This is a genomic window from Streptomyces sp. NPDC003327 (assembly GCF_053589515.1).
Map to the genome: position 1 here is coordinate 31,446 of NZ_JBSFSA010000009.1, position 20,578 is coordinate 52,023.

The following is a 20,578-nucleotide window of genomic DNA, read 5'->3' on the forward strand; positions in this document are numbered from 1 at the left end:
GCATGGCAGCCACTCCCTCGACGTCCCTTCTGTGGAGCGGCGTCTGCGTCGCCGCCGTCGGCGTGGCCGCCCTGGTCGCGGTCGCCGTCGCCGATCTCGGCACGGCCGACCAGATCGCCAGCGTCGTGGGCGCGGTCCTGGCCGCCGCCGGGCTCGGGCTCTCCCTGTGGGCGCAGTTCGGGCGGTCCGGCGGTGCGGTCGAGGCGTCGGGGGCGCGGTCCGTCGCCGCGGGCGGGAGCATCGGGGCCGCCGCCACCGGGGACGGCGCACAGGCACCGGCGGCGCCGCCCGCCGTGCCGTCGTCCGGCGGCTCCGGGGCGTCCGGGCCCGTCACCGCCTCCGGAGAGCGTTCCGTGGCCGCGGGCGGCGACATCGGGAGCGTGTCGACGGGCGACGCGTGAGCGCGGACGCGGGGGGCGTCCGCCTCGGGCGAGCGGTCCGTCGCGGCCGGCGGCGACATCGGGTGGGTGCACACCGGCGACCGGGTGACCGTGCTGCCGTCCGAGGCCGTCGGGCCCCTCCGCTGCCCCGACGGGCTCGTCAACGTCCCGCGCAAGGCCGCCCACTTCGTCGGCAGGGCGGCCGAACTCGGCGTCCTGGAGGAGGAGTCGGCCGAGCCGGTCGTCGTGTGCGGCCTCGGCGGGGTCGGCAAGTCCTCGCTCGTCGCCCGCTGGGCCGCCGGGCAGACCCCGCACCGCAACCCCGTCTGGTGGATCACCGCCGAGAGCCGGGCGGACGTCGACGCCGGGCTCGCGGGCCTCGCCGCCGCCATGCGGCCCGAGCTCGTCGACGTACTCCCGCGGGAAGCACTGCGCGAGCGGGCGGTGCAGTGGCTGGCGGCGCACGACGACTGGCTGCTCATCCTCGACAACGTCACCGATCCGGGCGACGTGGAGCACCTGCTGGCCAGGACCGGGCGGGGGCGGATCGTCCTCACGAGCAGGGCCGCGGACGCCTGGTACGGCATCGGGCGCGTCCTCACGCTGTCCGTGCTCTCCGCCGAGGAGGGCGTCGAGCTGTTCACCCGGGTCGCCGCCCACGCCGCACCCCGTGACACCGCCGGCGCCGCCCGGCTCTGCGAGGCCCTCGGGCAGCTACCGCTGGCCGTCGAGATCGCCGCCGCGTACTGCGGCCGCACGGCCACGCCCCCGCTCGCGTACCTGGAGGAGCTGGGCCGCGGCGGCCGGCCGGGGAACGCGGAGGAGGCCGTCGCCCGGACCCTGCGCGTCACGCTCGACCGGCTCGGCGCCTCGGCCCCGGAGGCGGTGTCCCTCCTCGGGCTGCTCGCCTGGTTCGCCCCGGACCGGATCCCCGCCCGGCTCCTGGCACCGCTGCCCGGCCTGCGCGACGCGCTCGGGGAGCTGGCCGCGCACAGCATGGTCACCCTGCACGAGGACGGCTCGGTCTCCGTGCACCGGCTGGTGCAGGCGGTGGCCCGGCGGCCGGACCCGGCGGACCCGCACCGGACCCCGGCGCTGGTCGGGCAGGCCCGCCGGGCGGCGGAGGCCGTCCTCGCGCTCGCCGTACCGGTGGGCGGCGTGGATCCGGCGCACTGGGAGACGCAGCGGGCGCTGCTGCCGCACGTGGAGGCGTATCTGCGGCACTCGGACCCGGCGGAGGACGGAGAGGTGCTGTTCGGGGTGCTGGCCGCGACGGGTGGGTACCTGGCGGTCCACGGACCGCCCGAGGCGGCCGTCGAGGTGTACGAGCGCCTCCTCCCCTGCGCCGAGCGGGTCCACGGCCCGGACTCGCCGTTCGCGTTCGCGGTGCGCGGCTCGATGATCCCCCTCGCCCTCGCGACGGGCCGGGACGGCACGGTCGCCGACGCGGCCGAGCTGGTGCGGAGGACGACCGGTGCCGTCGGGGCCGACGCGAAGATCACGCTGCTGGCGCGGCGGAGCCTCGCGCAGGCCCATCGCCAGGAGGGGCGGATCGAGGAGGCGGTCGCCCTGCAGTCGGACGTGCTCGCGGACATGGTCCGCGTCCTGGGCGAGGACGACATGGACACGCTCGCGACGCTCCTCGAACTCGCCGCCTGCCACCGGGAGGCGTCCCGGGTCCCCGAGGCCCTGGACACGTGCGCGCGGGCGAGGGCCGGGCTCGGGGCGCTGCTCGGCGAGGACCACCTGCTCACCCTGATCGGCCGGGCCCATCTCGCCGCGCTGCGCGCGATCGCCGGGGAGACCGAGCGGGCCCGGGCCGAGTGCGAGGCGCTGTGGCCCGTCTGCGTACGGGTCGTGGGGGAGGAGCACCCCCTCACGGCGGACGTGGCCGGGCTCCGTGCCCGGCTGGGCCAAGGAGCGCCGACGTGATCGCTCTGTGAGCGCTCCGTCTCATCATGCGATATCACCCTGGCGTTCACGAGTCCCTCGATAGACTGAGTCGACCGCAGTGACAGCTGCGGCAGAGACTGAGCGAGGAGCGCACGTGGGCCTTGTCGTGCAGAAGTACGGAGGCTCCTCCGTTGCCGATGCCGAAGGCATCAAGCGCGTCGCCAAGCGGATCGTGGACGCCAAGAAGAACGGCCACCAGGTGGTCGTCGTGGTTTCCGCGATGGGCGACACGACGGACGAGTTGATCGATCTCGCCGAGCAGGTATCCCCGATCCCTGCCGGGCGTGAGTTCGACATGCTGCTGACCGCCGGAGAGCGGATCTCCATGGCCCTGCTGGCCATGGCGATCAAAAACCTGGGCCACGAGGCCCAGTCGTTCACGGGCAGCCAGGCCGGTGTCATCACCGACTCGGTCCACAACAAAGCGCGCATCATCGATGTCACGCCGGGCCGCATCCGCACCGCCCTCGACGAGGGCAACATCGCCATCGTCGCCGGTTTCCAGGGCGTGTCGCAGGACAAGAAGGACATCACCACGCTCGGGCGCGGTGGCTCCGACACGACCGCCGTCGCCCTGGCGGCGGCGCTCGACGCCGAGGTCTGCGAGATCTACACGGACGTCGACGGCGTCTTCACCGCCGACCCGCGCGTGGTGAAGAAGGCGAAGAAGATCGACTGGATCTCCTTCGAGGACATGCTGGAGCTCGCCGCCTCCGGCTCCAAGGTGCTGCTGCACCGCTGCGTCGAGTACGCGCGCCGCTACAACATCCCGATCCACGTCCGGTCGTCCTTCTCGGGCCTCCAGGGCACGTGGGTCAGCAACGAACCGACAGGGGACTCCACGGTGGAGCAGGCCATCATCTCCGGTGTCGCCCACGACACCTCCGAGGCGAAGATCACCGTCGTCGGCGTGCCGGACAAGCCGGGCGAGGCCGCGGCCATCTTCCGGGCCGTCGCGGACGCCGAGATCAACATCGACATGATCGTGCAGAACGTGTCCGCGGCCTCCACCGGCCTGACGGACATCTCCTTCACCCTCCCCAAGGCCGAGGGCCGCAAGGCCATCGACGCCCTGGAGAAGGCGAAGACCGCGATCGGCTTCGACTCGCTCCGCTACGACGACCAGATCGGCAAGATCTCCCTGGTCGGCGCCGGGATGAAGACCAACCCGGGGGTCACGGCGGACTTCTTCCGCGCGCTCTCCGACGCGGGCGTCAACATCGAGCTGATCTCGACCTCCGAGATCCGCATCTCGGTCGTCACCCGCGCCGACGACGTCAACGAGGCCGTGCGCGCCGTGCACACCGCCTTCGGCCTGGACAGCGACTCGGACGAGGCCGTCGTCTACGGAGGCACCGGCCGATGACCCCGAAGCCGACGCTCGCGGTCGTGGGTGCGACCGGGGCGGTCGGCTCGGTGATGCTCCAGATGCTCACGCACCACGCGGACGTCTGGGGCGAGATCCGCCTCGTCTCCTCCCCCCGCTCGGCGGGCCGCAAGGCCGCCGTGCGGGGGGAGGAGTGCGAGATCCTCCCCCTCGACGAGGACGCCTTCGACGGCGTCGACCTCGCCCTCTTCCTCGTGCCCGAGGCCGTGGCCGCCCGCTGGGCGCCCGTCGCCGTCTCCCGGGGCGCCGTCGTCGTGGACACCTCCGTCGCCTTCCGGGCCGACCCCGAGGTGCCGCTCGTCGTCCCCGAGATCAACGGGCACGCCGCGTTCGTACGGCCCCGGGGCATCGTCGCCAGCCCCGGCAGCACCACCCTCGCCCTGATCGTCGCCGCGGGCGCCCTGCACGCCGAGTTCGGGATCGCCGAACTCGTCGTCACCGCCCAGCAGGCCGCGGGCGGCGCCGGAGCCGGACAGGCCGGCGTCGAGGCGCTCCGCGCGCAGCTCGGCCTGGTGGCCGGCGGCGGGGAGCTGGGCACCCACCCCGGAGACGTACGGCGGGCCGTCGGCGAGAACACCGGGCCCTTCCCCGGCCCCCTCGCGCTCAACGTCCTGCCCTGGTCCGGCGCGCCCGGCACCGACGGGGCCTCCTCCGAGGAGGAGCAGATCCGGGACGAGACCCGCCGCGTCCTCGGCAACGCCGGGCTGCGGATCTCCGCCACCTGTCTGCGCGTCCCCGTCGTCGCCGCGCACTCGGTCTCCGTCCACGCCCGCTTCGAGCACCCCGTCGACGTCGGACGGGCCCACGAGGTGCTCGCCAAGGCCCCCGGCGTCGTCCTCTACGACGATCCCGGCGCGGGCGACTTCCCCACCCCCGCCGACGTCGTCGGCACCGATCCCGTGTGGGTCGGGCGGGTGCGGCGCTCCATGGACGACGAACGGGCCCTCGACTTCTTCGTCTGCGCGGACAACCTCCGCAAGGGCGCCGCCCTCAACGCCCTGCAGATCGCCGAGTCGATCGCGGGAGCGCCCGAGGAGCCGACTTTTGTAGGATCTGTGGACGAGCTGTGAGCAAATAAGCGTCAGATACCTCTTGAACTGCGGCGATGCCGTGTTCGACGATGCTCTTCCCCCTTGCTGCAACCAGTAGTTGGGCGGGGCGCGTCTCCGCGTACACCCACGGGGTGTGGCACGGGACACGCTGTGAAAGCGGGGCACTGGGGGAGAACGGTTACGCATGAGGACATTCGGCCCACCGTCAAAAACGGTGGCGTACGCGTACAACCCTGACGGGGGGAGGCGTGTCCAACAGGCGTGGCAGAGGTACTCGACATCGTGGCAATCGCCCCGCTGCGCGCAGGAACGGGCACGGCAGTGCTCCCCGCGCGGGGCAGCGGCGCCGTTCCGGCACGCGCCCTCGCGGTCCGGCCTCTCCGGCGACCGCGCCCGTCACTCGGCGGCATGCCGGTGATCGCGCCCGTGCCCACCGGATCCCGCGCGAGCGGAGTGAGCGGCATCCCGGCGCCGCGGTCGGGCGGTGACTCCGCCCACGGCACCATGGTCTCCGCCGACGGCACCGCGATCCCCACGCCCGCCGCGGGCACCACCGTCGACCACCTCACCGAGACCTACCGCGCCCACTACCGGTCGCTCCTCGGTCTCGCCGCGCTGCTCCTCGACGACACCGCCTCCTGCGAGGACGTCGTCCAGGAGGCCTTCATCCGCGTGCACTCCGCCCGCAAGCGCGTGCGCGAACCCGAGAAGACCCTCGCCTACCTGCGCCAGACCGTGGTGAACCTCTCCCGGTCCGCGCTGCGCCGCCGCATCCTCGGCCTCAAGCTCCTCTCCAAGCCGATGCCCGACATGGCGAGCGCGGAGGAGGGGGCGTACGACCAGCTGGAGCGCGACGACCTCATCAAGGCGATGCGAGGGCTCCAGCGCCGCCAGCGCGAGGTCCTCGTGCTGCGCTACTTCGCCGACATGACGGAGGCCCAGGTCGCCGAGACCCTGGGCATATCCCTGGGCTCGGTCAAGGCGTACGGCTCCCGCGGCATCGCGGCCCTGCGCGTGGCGATGGAGGCGACGGCATGACCGAGGCGGCGAACTCCCCGGAGCGGGACGAGACGGTGACCTCCCCCGAGCGGGACGAGACGGTGGACGCGGCTGTGGGGGGCGAGGTTCCGGACGCCGTCGACGGAGCCGCGGAGGCCGAGGCTCCGGAAGTCGGGGCGGTCGAGGCGGTCGAGGCGGTCGAGGCGCGGGGCGACTCCGGAGGGGACGTTTCCGGCCAAGCGCGTGAGCCGGGGAGCGCGGCCCGTGGAGCGGGACGTGAGCGCGGGGTCAGACTTGTCCGCGACGAGGCAAGTGGTGAACGTGACGACCTGAGTGGACATCGGATGCTGAACAACGAGGACGGCGGGGACGCCGGCGACGACGAACTCGCGCTGCGGAGCCTGCTCCACGGCGCGGTGTCGGGCCTGGAACCCTCCACGGGCGCGCTCGACCACCTGCGCCGTGCCGTTCCCGCGCGCCGTGCCCGCAAGCGGCAGGCCGTCGTCGGCGCCGCCGCCGCCGCGGTCCTCATCGGCACCGCCGTCCCGGCCTTCGTCCATGTCGCCGGTTCCCCCGGAGTCTCCGCCGCCAACCCGGTCAACGCCGGCCACGGCGAGCAGGCGCAGGGCGGCACCGGCACCGAGACGGGCGTCGAGGGCGGTCAGTCCACGAGGCCGCCCGCCGGCGAGGTCTCCCCCGGCGGGGCCGGCCCCGACGGCACCTCGGGCAAGCCGCAGCAGGGCGGCGGCACCGGCGGTTCGACCAGGCCCGGCGGCCCGGCGGGCGGCGGCTCCGGCGGCCTCTGCACCCCCGACCAGCTCGGCGTCAGCTCGGCCGGGGCCGGGGGCCCCGACGGCTCGGGTGCCGTCTACGGCAGCTTCCGCATCGCCAACGTCTCCGGCACCAGCTGCGTCGTCGACGGTGCGGGCACCGTCTCCTTCGCGGCCCTCGGCGCGGCCGACCCCGGGCGCATCTCGGTCGTCCGGCACGCGTCGGGCGACGCCGCGAGCGGTCTCCCCGACCCCTCGCAGGAGGTCTCCTCGCTGCTCCTGGCCCCGAACGCCTCCTACGAGGTGCGGTTCGCCTGGGTGCCGAGCGAGACCTGCCCCACGGGCGGCGGCACCGAGCCCCCGACGGAGCCCACGACCGAGCCGACGACCGAGCCGACGACCGAGCCGACGCCGCCGGAGCCCACGGTGGACCCGGAGCCGACGGTCGACCCCAAGCCGACCGACCCCGGCACCGGCTCCGGCGGCGGCGCGGGCACGGAACCCGGCGGCGCCGGGACCGAGGGCGGTACGGAGGTAGGCGGCCCGGCGGCGCAGCTCGTGCTGCTCCCGGCGGACGGCGGCCCGGCCGAGGGCAGCGTCTCCATCAGCCACACCGCGGAGCCCGGCGGCCCCACCGCCGCCGCGACCGTCACGAACGCCTGCGCCGGCACGATCTTCCGCACCGGCATCCTGGGCTGAGCGCCCGGGACGAGACGCGGCGGCGCCCGGGACGAGACGCGACGGCGCCCGGGACGAGACGCGGCGGCGCCCGGTACAGGGCGCAGGAGGCGTACGAGACGGAAACGAGGGGCGCCCGAGGCTCACGGCCTCGGGCGCCCCTTTTCCGCCATCTCGCGTGGCGCCGCTCGCACGGAACCCGTGCTGGGGCCCTACGCCTCCGCCAGGCCGAGCGCCGCGTCCCGGGAGGCCTCCGCCTCGCGGCGCACCAGCCGGAACCACATGAAGACGACGAAGCCGGCGAAGACGAACCACTCCGCCGTGTAGCCGAGGTTCTGGAAGGCCTTCACGTCCAGGCCCGTGCCCGCGGCGGCGGCCGCCGGGACCGGCGTGAGGCCCGCCGGGGAGTCGGCGAGCGTGATCCACGCGTCGTACACGTCGTCCGTGACCACGTTCACCAGGGCCGCCGCGCTGATCATGCCGAGCTGCCCCTCGGGGAGCCCGCCCGCCGCGCGGACGCCCTTCGAGCCCGGGTTCTCCGAGGCCTGGAGCGCGCCCACCACCGTGACCTCACCGCCCGGCGGGGCCGGGGCCTGCGCCCCGGCGGGCAGCCAGCCCCGGACCACGGGCAGCGAACGGCCGCCGTCCGTCCGCAGCAGCGTCAGGACGTACGAGCCGGTGCGGCCGTCCAGCTCCCGGTCCGGGACGAGGAACTGCTCCGCGAACCGGCCGCGCGCCTCCGCCGGCCGGCCCGAGGTCTCCTTGTCCACCGGCAGCAGGGAGTCCAGCGGCTCCGGCTTCAGCCCGCTCGTCGCGGGCCGCTGCTCGGCTTCCTGGTGCGAGTCGACACGCTCCTCGAACTTGCCCAGCTGCCAGGTCCCCATGAACACGCAGAACGGGACGGCGAGGAGGACGAAGGCGTTGATCCCCCACCAGCGGGGTGTTCTCAGGAACCGGTACACGCCCTCCACGGTACGGGGACCGGCTCACCCCGCCGTCGGCCGGGTCCCCCGTGTCCCCAGGTGCTTCGCCGCGAAGTCCAGGTCCAGGGCGACCTGCTTGATCCGCTCCTCCACGACCAGCGAGCCGTGTCCCGCGTCGTACCGGTACACGTCGTGCACCGCGCCCCGGGCCGCGAGCCGCTCCACGTAGTTGTCGATCTGCCGGATTGGGCAGCGCGGGTCGTTCACCCCGGCCGAGATGTGCACCGGCGCCTTCACCGCGTCCACGTACGTGAGCGGCGACGAGGCCTCGTACCGCTCGGGCACCTCCTGGGGCGAGCCCCCGAGCAGCGTCCGGTCCAGCGCCTTCAGGGCCTCCATCTCGTCCTCGTACGCCGTGACGTAGTCCGCGACCGGGACGGCGGCCAGCCCGACCGCCCAGTCGTCCGGCTGGGTGCCGAGGCCGAGGAGCGTCAGATAGCCGCCCCAGGACCCGCCGGACAGGACAAGCCGCTCGGGGTCGGCGAGGCCGCTCTCCACCGCCCAGGAGCGGACCGCCGCGATGTCCTCCAGCTCGATCAGGCCCACCCGGTGCTTGAGCGCGTCCGTCCACTCCCGGCCGTAGCCCGTGGAGCCCCGGTAGTTGACACGCACCACCGCGTACCCGTGGTCGACCCAGGCCGCCGGACCCGAGGCGAACGCGTCGCTGTCGTGCCAGGCGGGGCCGCCGTGCACCTCGAAGATCGTGGGGAACGGGCCGGAGCCCTCCGCCGGGCGCTGCACGAGCGCGTGCACCCGGCCGCCGGGGCCCTCCACCCACACGTCCTCCACCGGCACCGACGGCGGCGCCTTCGGGCCCGGCGGGTCGAGGACGACCCCACCGGCCGTGGACCGCACCACCGGCGGCTCGGCCGCCGAGGACCAGAGGTACTCCACCGAGCCGTCCGGGCGGGCCGTCGCGTCCGACACCGAACCGGCCGGGGTCTCCACCCGCACCAGGGCGCCGGTGGCGATCTCGTACCGCCAGAGCTCGCTGCGCGCCTCGAAGCCGTGCACGATCAGCAGCCCCGAGCCGTCCGGGTACCACTCCGCCGACACGTCCCCCGGCAGGTCGAGCCGCAGGTCGGTCTTGGTGCCCGCGGCCACGTCCCAGAGCAGCGGCTCCCAGCGGCCGCGCCGCTGGTGCCCGACGAGCAGCCGGGTGTCCCCGGGCAGGGGGGCGAAGCCGAGGACGGTGAGCCCCAGCTCCCGCGTGCCGCCCGCGGTGTCGTCGAGCTCCGCCACCACGCTCGCGTCCGAGGCCCGCAGCACCCGCAGCGCCGAGTGCATCGCGTCGCCGTGCTCGGTGTGCTCGATCGCGATCAGGTCGCCGTCGTACGAGAGGTCGCCCACCCCGGCGGACTCCCGGTGCCGGTAGATCTCTACCGGGGCGTCGGCGCCCGGCCGCAGCAGATGGACTGTCGAGCCCTCCTCGTCCGTGGAGCGGCCCACCACGAGCGTGCCCTCGCGGCCGATGGCGAGCCCCGCCGGGTAGGAGGCCTCGAGCCCCGGCACGGCCGGCTCGTCCGCGCCGCCCGCGAACGGCTGGCGCATCCACACCCCGAACTCGTCCCCGTCCGTGTCCGCGAACCACCAGATCCACTCGCCGTCCGGGGACAGCGTGCCGTCCGTCGTGCCGTTCGGCCGGTCCGTGACCTGGCGCTGCCCGCCGCCCGCCCGGTCCCAGGCGTACAGCTCGAACGTCCCCGTCGCGTTCGACACGAACAGCGAGCGGTCCGGCGCCTCCTCGGCCCAGTCGGGCAGCGACACCCGGGGGGCCCGGAAGCGCTGCTCCCAGACGGGGACGTCCGCGCCGGTCTCGTACGTGATCTCAGTCATGGCACCCATCATGCTCCGCCCGGCAGACAATCCGGTCGCGTCCCCCCGAACCTGTGGATAACCTCGCCGACATGTACTCCCCGACTCCCGAGGACTGGCGCGAGGCCAACCGCGCCCGCTGGGACGAACGCGTCCCGATCCACGCCGCCAGCGAGTTCTACGACCTCGACGCCTTCCGCGCGGGCAAGGACGCCCTGCGGGACTTCGAGCGCGCGGAGGTCGGGGACGTCACCGGACGGTCGCTGCTCCACCTCCAGTGCCACATCGGCCTCGACACCCTGTCCTGGGCCCGGCACGGCGCCGCGCACGTCGTCGGCCTCGACTTCTCCGAGCCGGCCGTCGAGACCGCCCGCTCGCTCGCCGCCGACCTCGGCCTGACCCAGGACCGCGCGGCCTTCGTCGCCGCCGACGTCTACGACGCCGTCGAGGCCGTCCCCGACCGCGCGTACGACATCGTCTACACCGGCAGCGGCGCGCTGTGCTGGCTCCCCGACCTCGACCGCTGGGCGGAGACCGCCGCCGCGCTCGTCGCGCCCGGCGGCTTCCTGTACGTGGCCGAATTCCATCCGCTCACCGACTCGCTCGACGACGAGACCGGCTCGCGGATCGTCCACGACTACTTCGTCCGCGACCCGTGGGTGGACACCAGCCCGGGGACGTACGCCGACCTCGACGCCGCCACCGTCCACAACCGCAGCGTGGAGTGGGTCCACCCGGTCGGCGAGGTCGTCACGGCCCTCGCCCGGGCCGGGCTGCGCATCGAGTTCCTGCACGAGCACGACGCCTCGCTGTTCCCCCGCTTCGGCGCGCTCCAGCGGCACGAGGACGGCTCCTACCGCTTCCCCGCGGACCGGCCGCGCATCCCGCTGATGTACTCGGTCAAGGCCTCCCGCCCGGCCTGACGCGACGGGGCAAGGCCCCCACGGAGCCCCCGCCCGTCCGCGCGCCCGTCCGCCGACCCGCGCGCGTCCGCCGCCCCTCAGCCGGTGTCCGGGCGCACGTGGTGCGTCCTGCGCCCGTCGGGACCGAGGACCTGCGCCCCTATTTTGTGGGTGCGCAGGGAGAGCGCGGTCCCCGTGATCCGCAGCGCGGGCGCGGCCCGCACCAGCGAGGCCGCCACCTCGTGCAGCTCGTCGACCGTGCGGAGCCACATCGCGAGCGCCAGGTTGTGCGGCCCGGTGACCGAGGTGATCAGCCGGGTCTCGCGCAGCCGGGTCAGGGCCGCCACCGTCACCGGCTCGTCCTGCGGCGGCACGGTGGCCGTCACCGTCGCCCACACCGGGCGCCCGGAGAACCTCGGGGCCGGCAGGCAGTGGTGGTGGAACGCGCCCGTCGCCGTCAGCACGTCCAGCCTGCGCCGGACCGTCGACTCGCTCGCCCCGCACTGCCGGGCCAGCTCGGCCGCGCTGCGCCGCGCGTCCCCCGCCAGCTCCGCGACCAGCCGCCGGTCCAGCTCGGTGACGGGCGGCTGCACGCGCGCGTGCGGGGTGCCGCGCCGGTCGCCGCCCGTGGCCTCCTTGAGGAGCCGCACCTGCGCGGGGGTGAGCTGCTCGATCCGGGACCGGTAGGGGCGGTTGTGCAGCCGGGTCACGACCTGCGTGCGGGACCTGAGCACCCCGGGCAGCCGCCGCACCCGCCCGGCGAGATAGGCGTCCAGGGCGTACAGATCCGGACAGACCACGAGCAGGACGAGGTCGGCGTCGCCGGTCACCTGGTGGACGCCGAGCGTGCTCGGGTCGCCGGAGAGTTCCACGGCGGTGGCCTCCGCCTCGCCGGCCGTGCACTCCAGCTCGATCCAGGCGTACAGCGTCGCGCCCGCCCGGGAGCGCGCCGCGAGCAGCGAACTCCAGGCGTAGCCGCCGGTCGTCAGGTGTTCCCAGCGCCGGGCGAGGGTCTCGGGACTCGCCCCGAGCACGGTCGACAGCTGGGTCCAGCTCGCGCGCGGGGCGATCTGGAGTGCGTGGATCAGTGACAGATCCGCCTCTCCCAGGACGGATTCCCCGGTGCTCATTCCCCTCCTTGGCCGATCCCCGGCAAACCATGGGTGCGGGTACCGGGGCGCCCCAGGATGTGTACCGGGGCATATGCATTCAAGCCGCAACCGGGGCCGTTGGCCATGCGGTCGCGCATACCTCGCGGGAACGGGCAGGAAGAAACCGGGCGGAACGACGGGGGTCGGCACATGGAAGCGGGTACGGGTGCGGGCACCGGGCCCGGCGGAGGCCGTCCGGCCGCCGTCGAGTACCTCTGGGGCGAACCCGTCGGCACCGAGCAGCTCGCCGCCGCCGAGCGCGGCTACCTGAGCAGCGGCCCGTCCGAACGGCTCCTGTGGGAACGGCTCTCCGTCTTCGAGGGCGCGTTCGGCCCGGAGGCCGTCCGCCGGGTCTGCGGCTACGGTGCCCTTTCCGAGGACCGCGTCGAGCGGGTCCTCGACCGGATCGCGCCGCTCGCGCTCCTCCCCGTCGACGACCTCTTCGACGGCGAGGCGGGCGGGCTGCGCCACTGGATGCCGTATCCGATGCGCGCGGTCGGCGCCCGGCGGCTCAGCGAGCGCGGCGAGCGCGGGACCGTCGTCCGGCGCCACCGCGCGTGGTGCGTGACGGTGGCGGGGAAGGCCGCCGACTGGTGGCAGCTCGGGCGGCAGGTCGACGCCCGGGACCTGGCCCTGCGCGAACTCCCGGACCTGGCGGCCGCGATGGACCCGACGACCGCGCCGCTCTCGCCGGAAGCCGAGGCCGGCACGTCCGTCGAGATCACCGTCTCGCTCTGGTTCCTCTGGGTGGCCTGCGGCCGGGTCGCCGAGGGCCGCACCCGGCTCAAGCACGCGCTCGCCCTCCATCCGGAGCCGCCGTCCGCCCGCGCCCTGTGGCTCGCCGCGTTCCTGGAGCTGGAGGCGGGCCGCCCCGAGGACGCCGACCCGCTGCTCTCCCGGGCCTGGGCGGCGGCGGTACGGGACGGGGACGAGCGGTGCCTGGCGATGCTGGCGCACCTGCGGGGCGCGGCCGCCCTCCACCAGGGGCGGGCCGAGGCGGCGGGGGCCGAGTTCCGGGAGGCGCTGGCGGTGATGGGCCACGACCCGGAGTTCGGCCCGAGCCGGCAGGCCTGCTGGGTGGCCCTCGCGCTGGCGCTGGGCCGCAGCGACCCGGAGGCGGCGCAGGAGGCGCTGGACGAGGCGGACCGAGAGCACGGCGACCGGCTGGCCTGGGCCGGCCGGGACCTGTACGCGGACGCCTGGGCGCACCACGCGCGGGCCGAACTCCTCGTCTGGGACGGGGAGCGGGAGCGGGCCGTCGAGCACGCCCGGCGGGCGCTGCGCGAGCACCTGCGGCTCGGCTCCGCGGGCGGCGCGGCCTGCGCGGCGGAACTCCTGGCGCAGCTGCGGGTGCTGGACGGGCAGCACGCGTCGGCGGCCCATCTCCTGGGCGCGGTCGACCTGTTGCGTACGTCCGTCTTCGACGCCTCCTACCGGCCGGCGGCGTACTGCGCGGTGGTGCGCGGCCGGAGCGAGTCGGCGCTGCGGGGGCTGCTGGACGATCCGGAGCTGCGGCGCGCGTACGAAGAGGGCGCGCGGCGGGGCCTGTTCGCGCTGGCGGGCGAGGCCTGAGGCCCTGCGAGGGCCCGGGGGCGGGCTGCGGGCGAGGCCTGAGGGCCTGCGAGGGCCGCGGGGGGCGGGCTGCGGGCTGCGGGCGAGGTCCGGGGTTCTACGGGGCCCGGGGGGCGGGCGCCCCGGTTCGGTTGTCCGTGCGGCTGTCTACGATGGCGCCATGTTCGCCGTCGTCGCCGCCGCGGTCTTCCTGCTGCTGTTCGGGGTCGGGGTGCTCCGGGACCGGCGTCGCTTCGGGAACGCCGTGTACCTCGGGCTCGCCGTCACCTTCTTCGGCCTCGGCCTGCTCGCCGAGGTGCAGGACGCACCGCCGGGCGTCGCCGTGACCGTGATGGTCGTCGTGCTGCTCGTCCTCGGCTTCGGCCCGGTCGTCCTCGCCGGGCTCCTCTGCGTCAACGGCGTGCAGATGGTCCGCAGGGAGGGCGGAAGCCCGGCGAACCTGCTCTCGCTCCTCGCCGGTCTGGGCATCTTCGGCGTGCTCGGCCTGACGGCGGCGGCCCTCGTCACGCGCTCGCACGGGCTGGGACTGCTCGCCGGCACCGCCCTGGTGGTGCTCGGCTACGTCTCGTTCCTCTTCGTCTGCTTCGTCGGCTACGCGTACCTGTACGGCCGGATGCGGCTGCGCCGCGACGCGGACTACGTGGTCGTCCTCGGCTCCGGCCTGATCGGCAACCGGGTGCCGCCGCTGCTCGCGAGCCGGCTGGACCGGGGCCGCGAGGTGTACGAGAGACTCGCGGCGCGCGGCGGGGACGCGCCCGTCCTCATCGTCTCCGGCGGGCAGGGGTCCGACGAGCGGGTGCCCGAGTCCCACGCGATGGCCGACTACCTCCTGGAGCGGGGCTTCCCGGCCGGGGCCCTCGTCCGCGAGGACCGCTCGCGGACGACCGAGGAGAACATGATCTTCAGCAGGGAGCTGATGGAGCGGGACCGGCCCGGCTCCTCCTGCGTGATCGTCACCAACAACTTCCACGCGTTCCGGGCGGCGATCCTCGCCCGGCGGGTGGGGGTGGACGGGCAGGTGGTGGGTGCGCCGACCGCCGCGTACTTCTGGCCGTCGGCGACCATCCGCGAGTTCGTCGCGGTCTTCCTGCAGTACAAGGCGGTCAACCTCGGGATCTGCGGGACGCTGGTCCTGCTGGGCGTCGCGGCCTGGTTCGCCCGCTGACACCGGGCGGGGGAGGCGCTCCGTACCTACTCTGGAGAGGTACGGAGGTGACCCATGAGGCGACGCCACCACTTCCACACCGACTACCACGGGCACTCGGTCTCCGCGACCGTGCAGACCGGCCGCCACCCGGTCGTCGAGGTCCTCGTCGACGGCAAGGAGACCGGTCACACCACCACGAAGGCCGACCGGCCCGTCACCGTCCCGATCGAGCTGCCGACGGACCCGCCGACCGCGGCGACGGTACGGGTGACCCTCGGGCCCGGTGTCCCACGCTGCCTGCTGCACGTGGAGGCGGACGGGGAGCCGCAGGTGATGGCGCCGCGGGCGTACTGAGTCGTACGGAGGAGACGGCCTAGGAGAGCCAGGCCATCCCGATGACGAGGAAGACGACGAAGGCGATGGCACCGGCGACGGCGGCCGTCTTGCGGGGGCGGCGCCGCGACAGCTCGGCCAGGCCGCCGCCGACCGCGCTCGTGGTGCCGGTCGCCGCCCCGCGCCGTCGCGGGGCGGCGGAGACGGCGGGGGGAGCGGTGCGCTGCGCGGGAATCGCCGGGGGCATGGCGGCGGGCATCGGCGCGGGCGGCGTCCGGGTCCCGGCAGCCACGGGCGCGGGCGCGTGGCCCGTTCCGTGGCCGCTCCTGCCGTGCGCGGGGCCGTGGACCGCCGGGCCGTGGCCCGGTCTGCGGCGGTGCCCGGGCGGCGCTGTGTGCTGCGGCTGCGCCGGGGACGGGGTCCCGGGCTGGTGCGGCTGCGGCCGGGCGTAGTCGCGCCAGGCGCCGGAGGAGAACCAGTCCGCGATGGCCTGCGCCGCCGGCCGCTGCTCGGGCTGCTTGGCGAGCAGGCTCAGCAGATACGTCTCGAAGGCGGGCGGAAGCACCACCCCGAGTCGCCCCGGGGGCGTCGGCGGCGTGTCGATGTGCTGGTAGAGCAGGGCGGTCGCCGTGTCCGCGCGGAAGGGCGGGTTGCCGGTGAGCAGCTGGTAGAGGACGCAGCCGAGGGAGTACACGTCGGAGGCCGGCGACGCCGGCTGCCCGAGGGCCCGCTCGGGCGCCAGGTACAGCCCCGTGCCCACGATCTGGCCGGTGGTCGTGAGCGCGGCGGACGGGTCGTCGACGAAGCGGGCGATGCCGAAGTCGGCGAGCTTCACCGTGCCCTGGTCGTCGACGAGGAGGTTCCCCGGCTTGATGTCACGGTGGACCACGCCCTGCCGGTGCGCGGCGGCGAGCCCGGCGGCGGCGTGCGCGGCGACCACGGCGACCCGTTCGGCGGGAAGCACGAGCGGCTGCCCCGGAACGCCGGCGAGGCTGTCCCCCTCCACCAGCTCCATGACCAGGTACAGCTTCCCGTCCCACGTACCGAAGTCGAAGACGCCGACGACGTGCGGGTGGCTCAGCCGCGCGGCGGTCTGCGCCTCCAGGCGGAAGCGGTCGCCGGCCGACGGGTCGGCCTCGTGACCGAGCATCAGCTTCACGGCCACGGACCGCCCGAGGACCTCGTCGGTGGCCTGCCACACCTCGCCCATGCCGCCACGGCCGATACACATGTGAAGTCGATATCGGTCCGCGACCAGCACCTGGAGACCACCCTTTCGACGATCGATCAACAAGACGGGAGGGAACCAGCGTAGAGCCGCGCGACGGTCCCTCCCGCCACGCCCCCCGCCCCCGGTCCACGCCGTTCCGCGACGCGCCCGCCCCGCCTCGCCCACCTCCTCACCCGCGGGCCTCCGCCCGACCGCCTCCGGAGGCGTCCGGCCCGACGGCGGGTGCCCGCCAGGTGAACGTGCGGTGGCCACTCCGGTTAGCATCACGGCCCGAGACATTGGTGACCGTGGGACGGAGTGGCCGTGGCGCGACCGCGTGTGGGTGTGGCAGTGCTGACGATGGGCACCCGCCCCGACGAACTGCGGGCCCTGCTCGACTCGGTGGCCCGCCAGGACGAGCCGGCCTCCCGGGTCGTCGTCGTCGGCAACGGCACCGGCTCGCTCCCGGAACTCCCCGAGGGCGTCATCGGCGTCGAACTCCCGGAGAACCGGGGCGTGTCGGGCGGCCGCAACGTCGCCATCGAGACGCTGCGCGCCACCGGTGAGGTCGATGTGCTCGTCGACCTCGACGACGACGGCCTCCTCGTCGACACCGACGTCTTCCGGCAGCTCGCCGACCGGTACGCCGCCGAGCCCGACCTCGGCATCGTCTCCTTCCGGATCGCCGACGAGACCGGCGAGACGCAGCGCCGTCACGTGCCCCGCCTGGGGGCGAAGGACCCGCTCCGGGGCGGCGAGGTCACCACCTTCCTCGGCGGCGGCCACGGCCTGTCCATGCCGATGCTCGACCGGATCGGCGGCTGGCCGGAGGAGTTCTTCTTCACCCACGAGGAGACCGATCTCGCCTGGCGGGCCCTCGACGCGGGCTGGAAGGTCCGGTACGTGCCCGAACTCCTGCTCCAGCACCCCAGGACCAGCCCTGCCCGGCACGACGTCTACTACCGGATGACGGCCCGCAACCGCGTCTGGCTGGCCAAGCGCAACCTCCCGGCCCTCCTGGTCCCGCTCTACCTCGGCGTCTGGACCCTGCTCACCCTCGCCCGCACCCGCTCCGCGCCGGGCCTGCGCGCCTGGTTCGCGGGCTTCGCGGAGGGCGTCCGGCGCCCCTGCGGCACCCGCCGCCCGATGCGCTGGTCCACGGTCCTCCGCATGACCCGACTGGGCCGCCCGCCCATCGTCTAGACCGTTTCACCGGCCCGGCGGCGGAAGACGGCGGCCCGGCGGCGCAACGACGGCGCGACGACGGCGGAACGAGGGGCAACGACGGCGGAACGACGGCCGGATGTGACCCTGCGCCCGGTTCGTCCGTGAGGGGACCATGACGACCGTGACCCGACCGGTCCCCGAGCCTCGTGTGAGATCTCTGTCCCGGCACGACTTCCCCACCAATCCAGTCGGAAAGTGCGGAAGGACCCGAAGGCGGAGGTCCGTACCGGTGGCCCCCGCCGCCGATCACCGCCGGAGGTAAACGTGAGCCCAGCCCGTGCGCCGCACGCCGCGCCGTACACCGTCGCCGTCGTCGGAGTGGGGGCGGCCGGCGCGCTGACCGCCGTCCACCTCTGCGAGACGGCAGCCCGCCGCAGGACCCCGCTCGACCTCGTCCTCGTCGACCCCGCCCCCGAGGCGGGCCGGGGCACCGCCTACGCCACGACCGACCCGCGCCACCGCCTCAACGTCCCGGCCGGGGGCATGAGCTGCTACCCCGACGATCCCGGCCACTTCATCCGCTGGCTCTGCCGCCACGGCGAACCCACCGTCACCGCCGCCGACTTCGCCACCCGCTACCGCTACGGCGCCTACCTCGCCGACACCCTCGCCCGTGCCATCGTCCGCGCCCACGGCGTCGTGACCGTACGCCGCCTGCGCACCCGCGCCGAGCACTGTTCCGCCGCCCCCGGCGGCCGGGTCGCGCTCCGCCTCGCCGACGGCACGCACCTCACCGCCGACCGCGCGGTCCTCGCCACCGGCCCCGCGGCCCCCGCCGCCCCCTGGGCGCCCCCGGAGCTGCGCGCCGCCCCCGGCTTCGTCCCCGAACCCTGGGTACGCGGCGCCCTCGACGGCCCCCGCTACGGCGACGGCGACGTCCTCCTCGTCGGCACCGGACTCACCGCCGTCGACCTCGCCCTCACCCTGGAACGCCCCGGCCGCACCGTGCACGCCCTCTCGCGCGGCGGCCTCCTGCCCCAACCGCACGCCCTCACCCCGGCCGGCCCCATGCCCCCGCCGGACGGCCTGCGCGGAGCCCCCCTCGACCGACTGCGCCGCACCGTCTACGGCCACGTCGCCCGCTCCGTACGCCTCCACGGCGACTGGCGCCCCGCCCTGGACGGCCTGCGCCCGCACACCGCCGCCCTCTGGCGCGGCCTCAGCACCGAGGAGCGCGTCGAACTCCTCGACCGCGAGGGCGCCTTGTGGAACACCCACCGCCACCGCATGGCGCCCGCCACCGCGGAGGCCCTCGCCCGCGCCCGTACGGCACGACGCCTCGCCGTCCACGCGGGCGGCGTCGCCCGGGCCACCGCCCACGACGACGGCACCCTCACCGTCGGGCTCGCCGACGGCCGCGACCTGCGCGTCACCTGGGTCGTCGACTGCACCGGACCCGGACGGCGCCCCGACGACCCCCTGTGGCGCTCGCTGTTCGACGCCGGCGCGGCGACGCCGGGCCCGCTCGGCATGGGCGTCGCCACCCGCGACGGCCGCCTGCTCGACACCGAGGGGCGCACCGGCCTGCCCGTCCACACCCTGGGCGCCCCGCGCCGCGGCGAACTCTGGGAGACCACCGCGATCCCCGAGATCCGCGTCCAGGCCGCCGCCCTCGCCGAGGACCTGCTCGCCCCCCTCGCGCCGCGGCCCCGCACCAGCCGCCGCCCCCTCGACGGCCACGGCCTCGCCCTGTCCACCCACGCCGAGGCGGCCGCCGCCTACCGCACCGGCCTCGACCGCGTCCTCAAGGTCCGCTCCGGAGCCGAGGACGCCCTCGCCCGCGCGGTCGCCCTCGACCCCGGCTTCGCCCTCGGCCACGCGGCCCTCGCCCTCCTCGGCCACGAGTGCGGCGCCCCCGTCGACGTACCGAGGGCCCTCGCGGACGCCCAGCGCAGCGCCCGCGAGCGCGCCGACGCGCGCGAGCGCTCCTTCGTGGACGTCGTCACCCGCCGCGTCCACGGCGAGGACGGCGACACCGCGCTCGTACGCCACCTCGACGCGCACCCCGGCGACGCCCTCGCGCTGGCCGCCGCCGTGCCGACGATCGCCTTCTCCGGCGTGGACGACCTCGACGACGCGTACGCGCTCCGCCTCGTCGAGCGCACCTCACCGGCGTACGACGGCCACTGGTTCCACACCTCGCTGCTGGCCTTCCTCCGCCAGGAGCAGGGGCGCTTCCACGAGGCCGGGGAGCTCGCCCACCGCGCCCTCGCCGCCGAACCCGCCTCCGGCCACGCCGTCCACGCCCTCGCCCACGTCCACTACGAGACGGGCACGCACCGGGCGGGCCGCGACTGGCTGGACCGCTGGGTCTCCGGCCGGGGCCGCGGCGCCGTCCACCGCGCCCACTTCTCCTGGCACGTCGCCCTGCACGAACTGGCCCTCGACGACCCGGCGGCCGTCCGCAGGCGCTGGCTCGGCCAGCTGGCCCCCGGCCGGGTCACCGGCGTCCGCGCCCTCGTCGACTCCGGCTCGCTGCTCTGGCGCGCCCGGCTCAGCGACAGCTGGCGCGGCGACCTGCCCGCCGCCGACGTCCTCGACCAGGTGCAGGCCGACGTCCTGGAACGGCCCGCGACCGCGTTCATCGCGCTGCACTGCGCGGTCGCCCTCGCCGCCGCCGGCGACCTGCCCGCACTGCGCCGCCTGCGCGACCACGCGTCGGGCGCCGACGAGGTGCAGCGCGAGGTGATCGCCCCGCTCTGCGAGGCCCTCACCGCCCTCGCCGAGGAACGCTTCCGCGACGCGGCGGCCGGCCTCCACGCCCTCCTGCCGCACCTGCGCCGGGTCGGCGGCAGCGCCGCCCAGCGCGAGGTGGTCGAGGAGACCCTGCTGTACGCCCTGACGGCGGACGGCCGCTCCGACGCGGCCCGCCGCCTCCTGGACGCCCGCCTCGAACGCCGCCCGGCCCCCCGCGACCACCGCCTCCGCACCAACCTCCCGGCCTGACCCCCCCGCCCCGGCCCGCTCGGCCCCACCCGAGCGGGCTCCGGCCCCACACCCGAGTGGCACCCGGAAACTC

At 75.3% G+C, this 20,578-nt stretch carries 16 protein-coding genes; 12 read left to right on the forward strand and 4 right to left on the reverse strand.

Annotated elements, in window-relative coordinates; all coding sequences use genetic code 11:
• The first annotated feature begins 2 nt into the window (after nucleotides 1-2).
• From ACWDVG_RS10820 to ACWDVG_RS10845, 6 genes are all read left to right on the forward strand, one after another.
• Complete coding sequence (locus tag ACWDVG_RS10820; RefSeq protein WP_451698278.1) at nucleotides 3-401, forward strand: hypothetical protein; 399 nt, start codon at nucleotides 3-5, stop codon at nucleotides 399-401.
• Between the two features lie 66 nt (nucleotides 402-467).
• Entirely contained in the window at nucleotides 468-2,312 is a 1,845-nt protein-coding gene (locus ACWDVG_RS10825) for a tetratricopeptide repeat protein (protein ID WP_451698279.1), read from the forward strand.
• Nucleotides 2,313-2,427: 115 nt separating this feature from the next.
• Nucleotides 2,428-3,699, forward strand: coding sequence for an aspartate kinase (locus tag ACWDVG_RS10830; RefSeq protein ID WP_451698281.1), 1,272 nt, complete (start codon nucleotides 2,428-2,430; stop codon nucleotides 3,697-3,699).
• A complete protein-coding gene (locus ACWDVG_RS10835) occupies nucleotides 3,696-4,790 on the forward strand; it encodes an aspartate-semialdehyde dehydrogenase (RefSeq protein ID WP_451698283.1) in 1,095 nt (364 codons plus the stop codon). The genes ACWDVG_RS10830 and ACWDVG_RS10835 overlap by 4 nt, the downstream gene beginning before the upstream one ends.
• 243 nt (nucleotides 4,791-5,033) lie before the next feature.
• Nucleotides 5,034-5,810, forward strand: coding sequence for a SigE family RNA polymerase sigma factor (locus tag ACWDVG_RS10840; protein ID WP_451698285.1), 777 nt, complete (start codon nucleotides 5,034-5,036; stop codon nucleotides 5,808-5,810).
• A 305-nt stretch (nucleotides 5,811-6,115) separates the two neighbouring features.
• Nucleotides 6,116-7,240 (forward strand): hypothetical protein, encoded by a 1,125-nt coding sequence (locus tag ACWDVG_RS10845; RefSeq protein WP_451698286.1) that lies wholly within the window; start codon nucleotides 6,116-6,118, stop codon nucleotides 7,238-7,240.
• A gap of 191 nt (nucleotides 7,241-7,431) precedes the next feature.
• On the opposite strand, the gene ACWDVG_RS10850 is transcribed toward ACWDVG_RS10845, so the two are convergent.
• Both ACWDVG_RS10850 and ACWDVG_RS10855 read right to left on the reverse strand, forming a co-directional pair.
• Complete coding sequence (locus ACWDVG_RS10850) at nucleotides 7,432-8,181, reverse strand: SURF1 family protein (protein WP_451698287.1); 750 nt, start codon at nucleotides 8,179-8,181, stop codon at nucleotides 7,432-7,434.
• A 24-nt stretch (nucleotides 8,182-8,205) separates the two neighbouring features.
• Nucleotides 8,206-10,047 carry a prolyl oligopeptidase family serine peptidase gene (locus ACWDVG_RS10855; RefSeq protein WP_451698289.1) on the reverse strand — a complete coding sequence of 614 codons (1,842 nt, stop codon included), beginning with the start codon at nucleotides 10,045-10,047 and terminating at the stop codon, nucleotides 8,206-8,208.
• A gap of 62 nt (nucleotides 10,048-10,109) precedes the next feature.
• Between ACWDVG_RS10855 and ACWDVG_RS10860 the strand changes: the two genes are divergently transcribed.
• Nucleotides 10,110-10,940, forward strand: coding sequence for a class I SAM-dependent methyltransferase (locus tag ACWDVG_RS10860; RefSeq protein ID WP_451698291.1), 831 nt, complete (start codon nucleotides 10,110-10,112; stop codon nucleotides 10,938-10,940).
• Nucleotides 10,941-11,017: 77 nt separating this feature from the next.
• Here ACWDVG_RS10860 and ACWDVG_RS10865 read toward each other — a convergent pair whose 3' ends face one another.
• Nucleotides 11,018-12,049 (reverse strand): Lrp/AsnC family transcriptional regulator, encoded by a 1,032-nt coding sequence (locus ACWDVG_RS10865; RefSeq protein ID WP_451698292.1) that lies wholly within the window; start codon nucleotides 12,047-12,049, stop codon nucleotides 11,018-11,020.
• A 171-nt stretch (nucleotides 12,050-12,220) separates the two neighbouring features.
• On the opposite strand from ACWDVG_RS10865, the gene ACWDVG_RS10870 reads away from it, so the two are divergent.
• The 3 genes from ACWDVG_RS10870 (at nucleotide 12,221) to ACWDVG_RS10880 (ending at nucleotide 15,143) form a co-directional block, all read left to right on the forward strand.
• A complete protein-coding gene (locus ACWDVG_RS10870; protein WP_451698294.1) occupies nucleotides 12,221-13,642 on the forward strand; it encodes a tetratricopeptide repeat protein in 1,422 nt (473 codons plus the stop codon).
• Nucleotides 13,643-13,802: 160 nt separating this feature from the next.
• Nucleotides 13,803-14,807, forward strand: a complete 1,005-nt coding sequence (locus ACWDVG_RS10875) for a YdcF family protein (protein ID WP_451698295.1) — start codon at nucleotides 13,803-13,805, stop codon at nucleotides 14,805-14,807.
• A 54-nt stretch (nucleotides 14,808-14,861) separates the two neighbouring features.
• Nucleotides 14,862-15,143, forward strand: coding sequence for a hypothetical protein (locus tag ACWDVG_RS10880; RefSeq protein ID WP_451698297.1), 282 nt, complete (start codon nucleotides 14,862-14,864; stop codon nucleotides 15,141-15,143).
• 19 nt (nucleotides 15,144-15,162) lie between these two features.
• Here ACWDVG_RS10880 and ACWDVG_RS10885 read toward each other — a convergent pair whose 3' ends face one another.
• Complete coding sequence (locus ACWDVG_RS10885; RefSeq protein WP_451698298.1) at nucleotides 15,163-16,383, reverse strand: protein kinase domain-containing protein; 1,221 nt, start codon at nucleotides 16,381-16,383, stop codon at nucleotides 15,163-15,165.
• A gap of 273 nt (nucleotides 16,384-16,656) precedes the next feature.
• Between ACWDVG_RS10885 and ACWDVG_RS10890 the strand changes: the two genes are divergently transcribed.
• Together ACWDVG_RS10890 and ACWDVG_RS10895 are read left to right on the forward strand one after the other, a co-directional pair.
• Nucleotides 16,657-17,535 carry a glycosyltransferase family 2 protein gene (locus tag ACWDVG_RS10890; RefSeq protein WP_451698300.1) on the forward strand — a complete coding sequence of 293 codons (879 nt, stop codon included), beginning with the start codon at nucleotides 16,657-16,659 and terminating at the stop codon, nucleotides 17,533-17,535.
• Nucleotides 17,536-17,823: 288 nt separating this feature from the next.
• Nucleotides 17,824-20,505: an FAD/NAD(P)-binding protein gene (locus ACWDVG_RS10895; protein WP_451698301.1), complete on the forward strand. Its 2,682-nt coding sequence runs from the start codon at nucleotides 17,824-17,826 to the stop codon at nucleotides 20,503-20,505.
• Nucleotides 20,506-20,578 lie beyond the last annotated feature (73 nt).

Bases quoted from the DNA above. Each gene is read 5' to 3' on its own strand.
- ACWDVG_RS10865 (WP_451698292.1), bottom strand. From the start codon at position 12,049: ATGAGCACCGGGGAATCCGTCCTGGGAGAGGCGGATCTGTCACTGATC.
- ACWDVG_RS10845 (WP_451698286.1), top strand. From the start codon at position 6,116: ATGCTGAACAACGAGGACGGCGGGGACGCCGGCGACGACGAACTCGCG.
- ACWDVG_RS10835 (WP_451698283.1), top strand. From the start codon at position 3,696: ATGACCCCGAAGCCGACGCTCGCGGTCGTGGGTGCGACCGGGGCGGTC.
- ACWDVG_RS10875 (WP_451698295.1), top strand. From the start codon at position 13,803: ATGTTCGCCGTCGTCGCCGCCGCGGTCTTCCTGCTGCTGTTCGGGGTC.
- ACWDVG_RS10870 (WP_451698294.1), top strand. From the start codon at position 12,221: ATGGAAGCGGGTACGGGTGCGGGCACCGGGCCCGGCGGAGGCCGTCCG.
- ACWDVG_RS10860 (WP_451698291.1), top strand. From the start codon at position 10,110: ATGTACTCCCCGACTCCCGAGGACTGGCGCGAGGCCAACCGCGCCCGC.
- ACWDVG_RS10855 (WP_451698289.1), bottom strand. From the start codon at position 10,047: ATGGGTGCCATGACTGAGATCACGTACGAGACCGGCGCGGACGTCCCC.
- ACWDVG_RS10880 (WP_451698297.1), top strand. From the start codon at position 14,862: ATGAGGCGACGCCACCACTTCCACACCGACTACCACGGGCACTCGGTC.
- ACWDVG_RS10820 (WP_451698278.1), top strand. From the start codon at position 3: ATGGCAGCCACTCCCTCGACGTCCCTTCTGTGGAGCGGCGTCTGCGTC.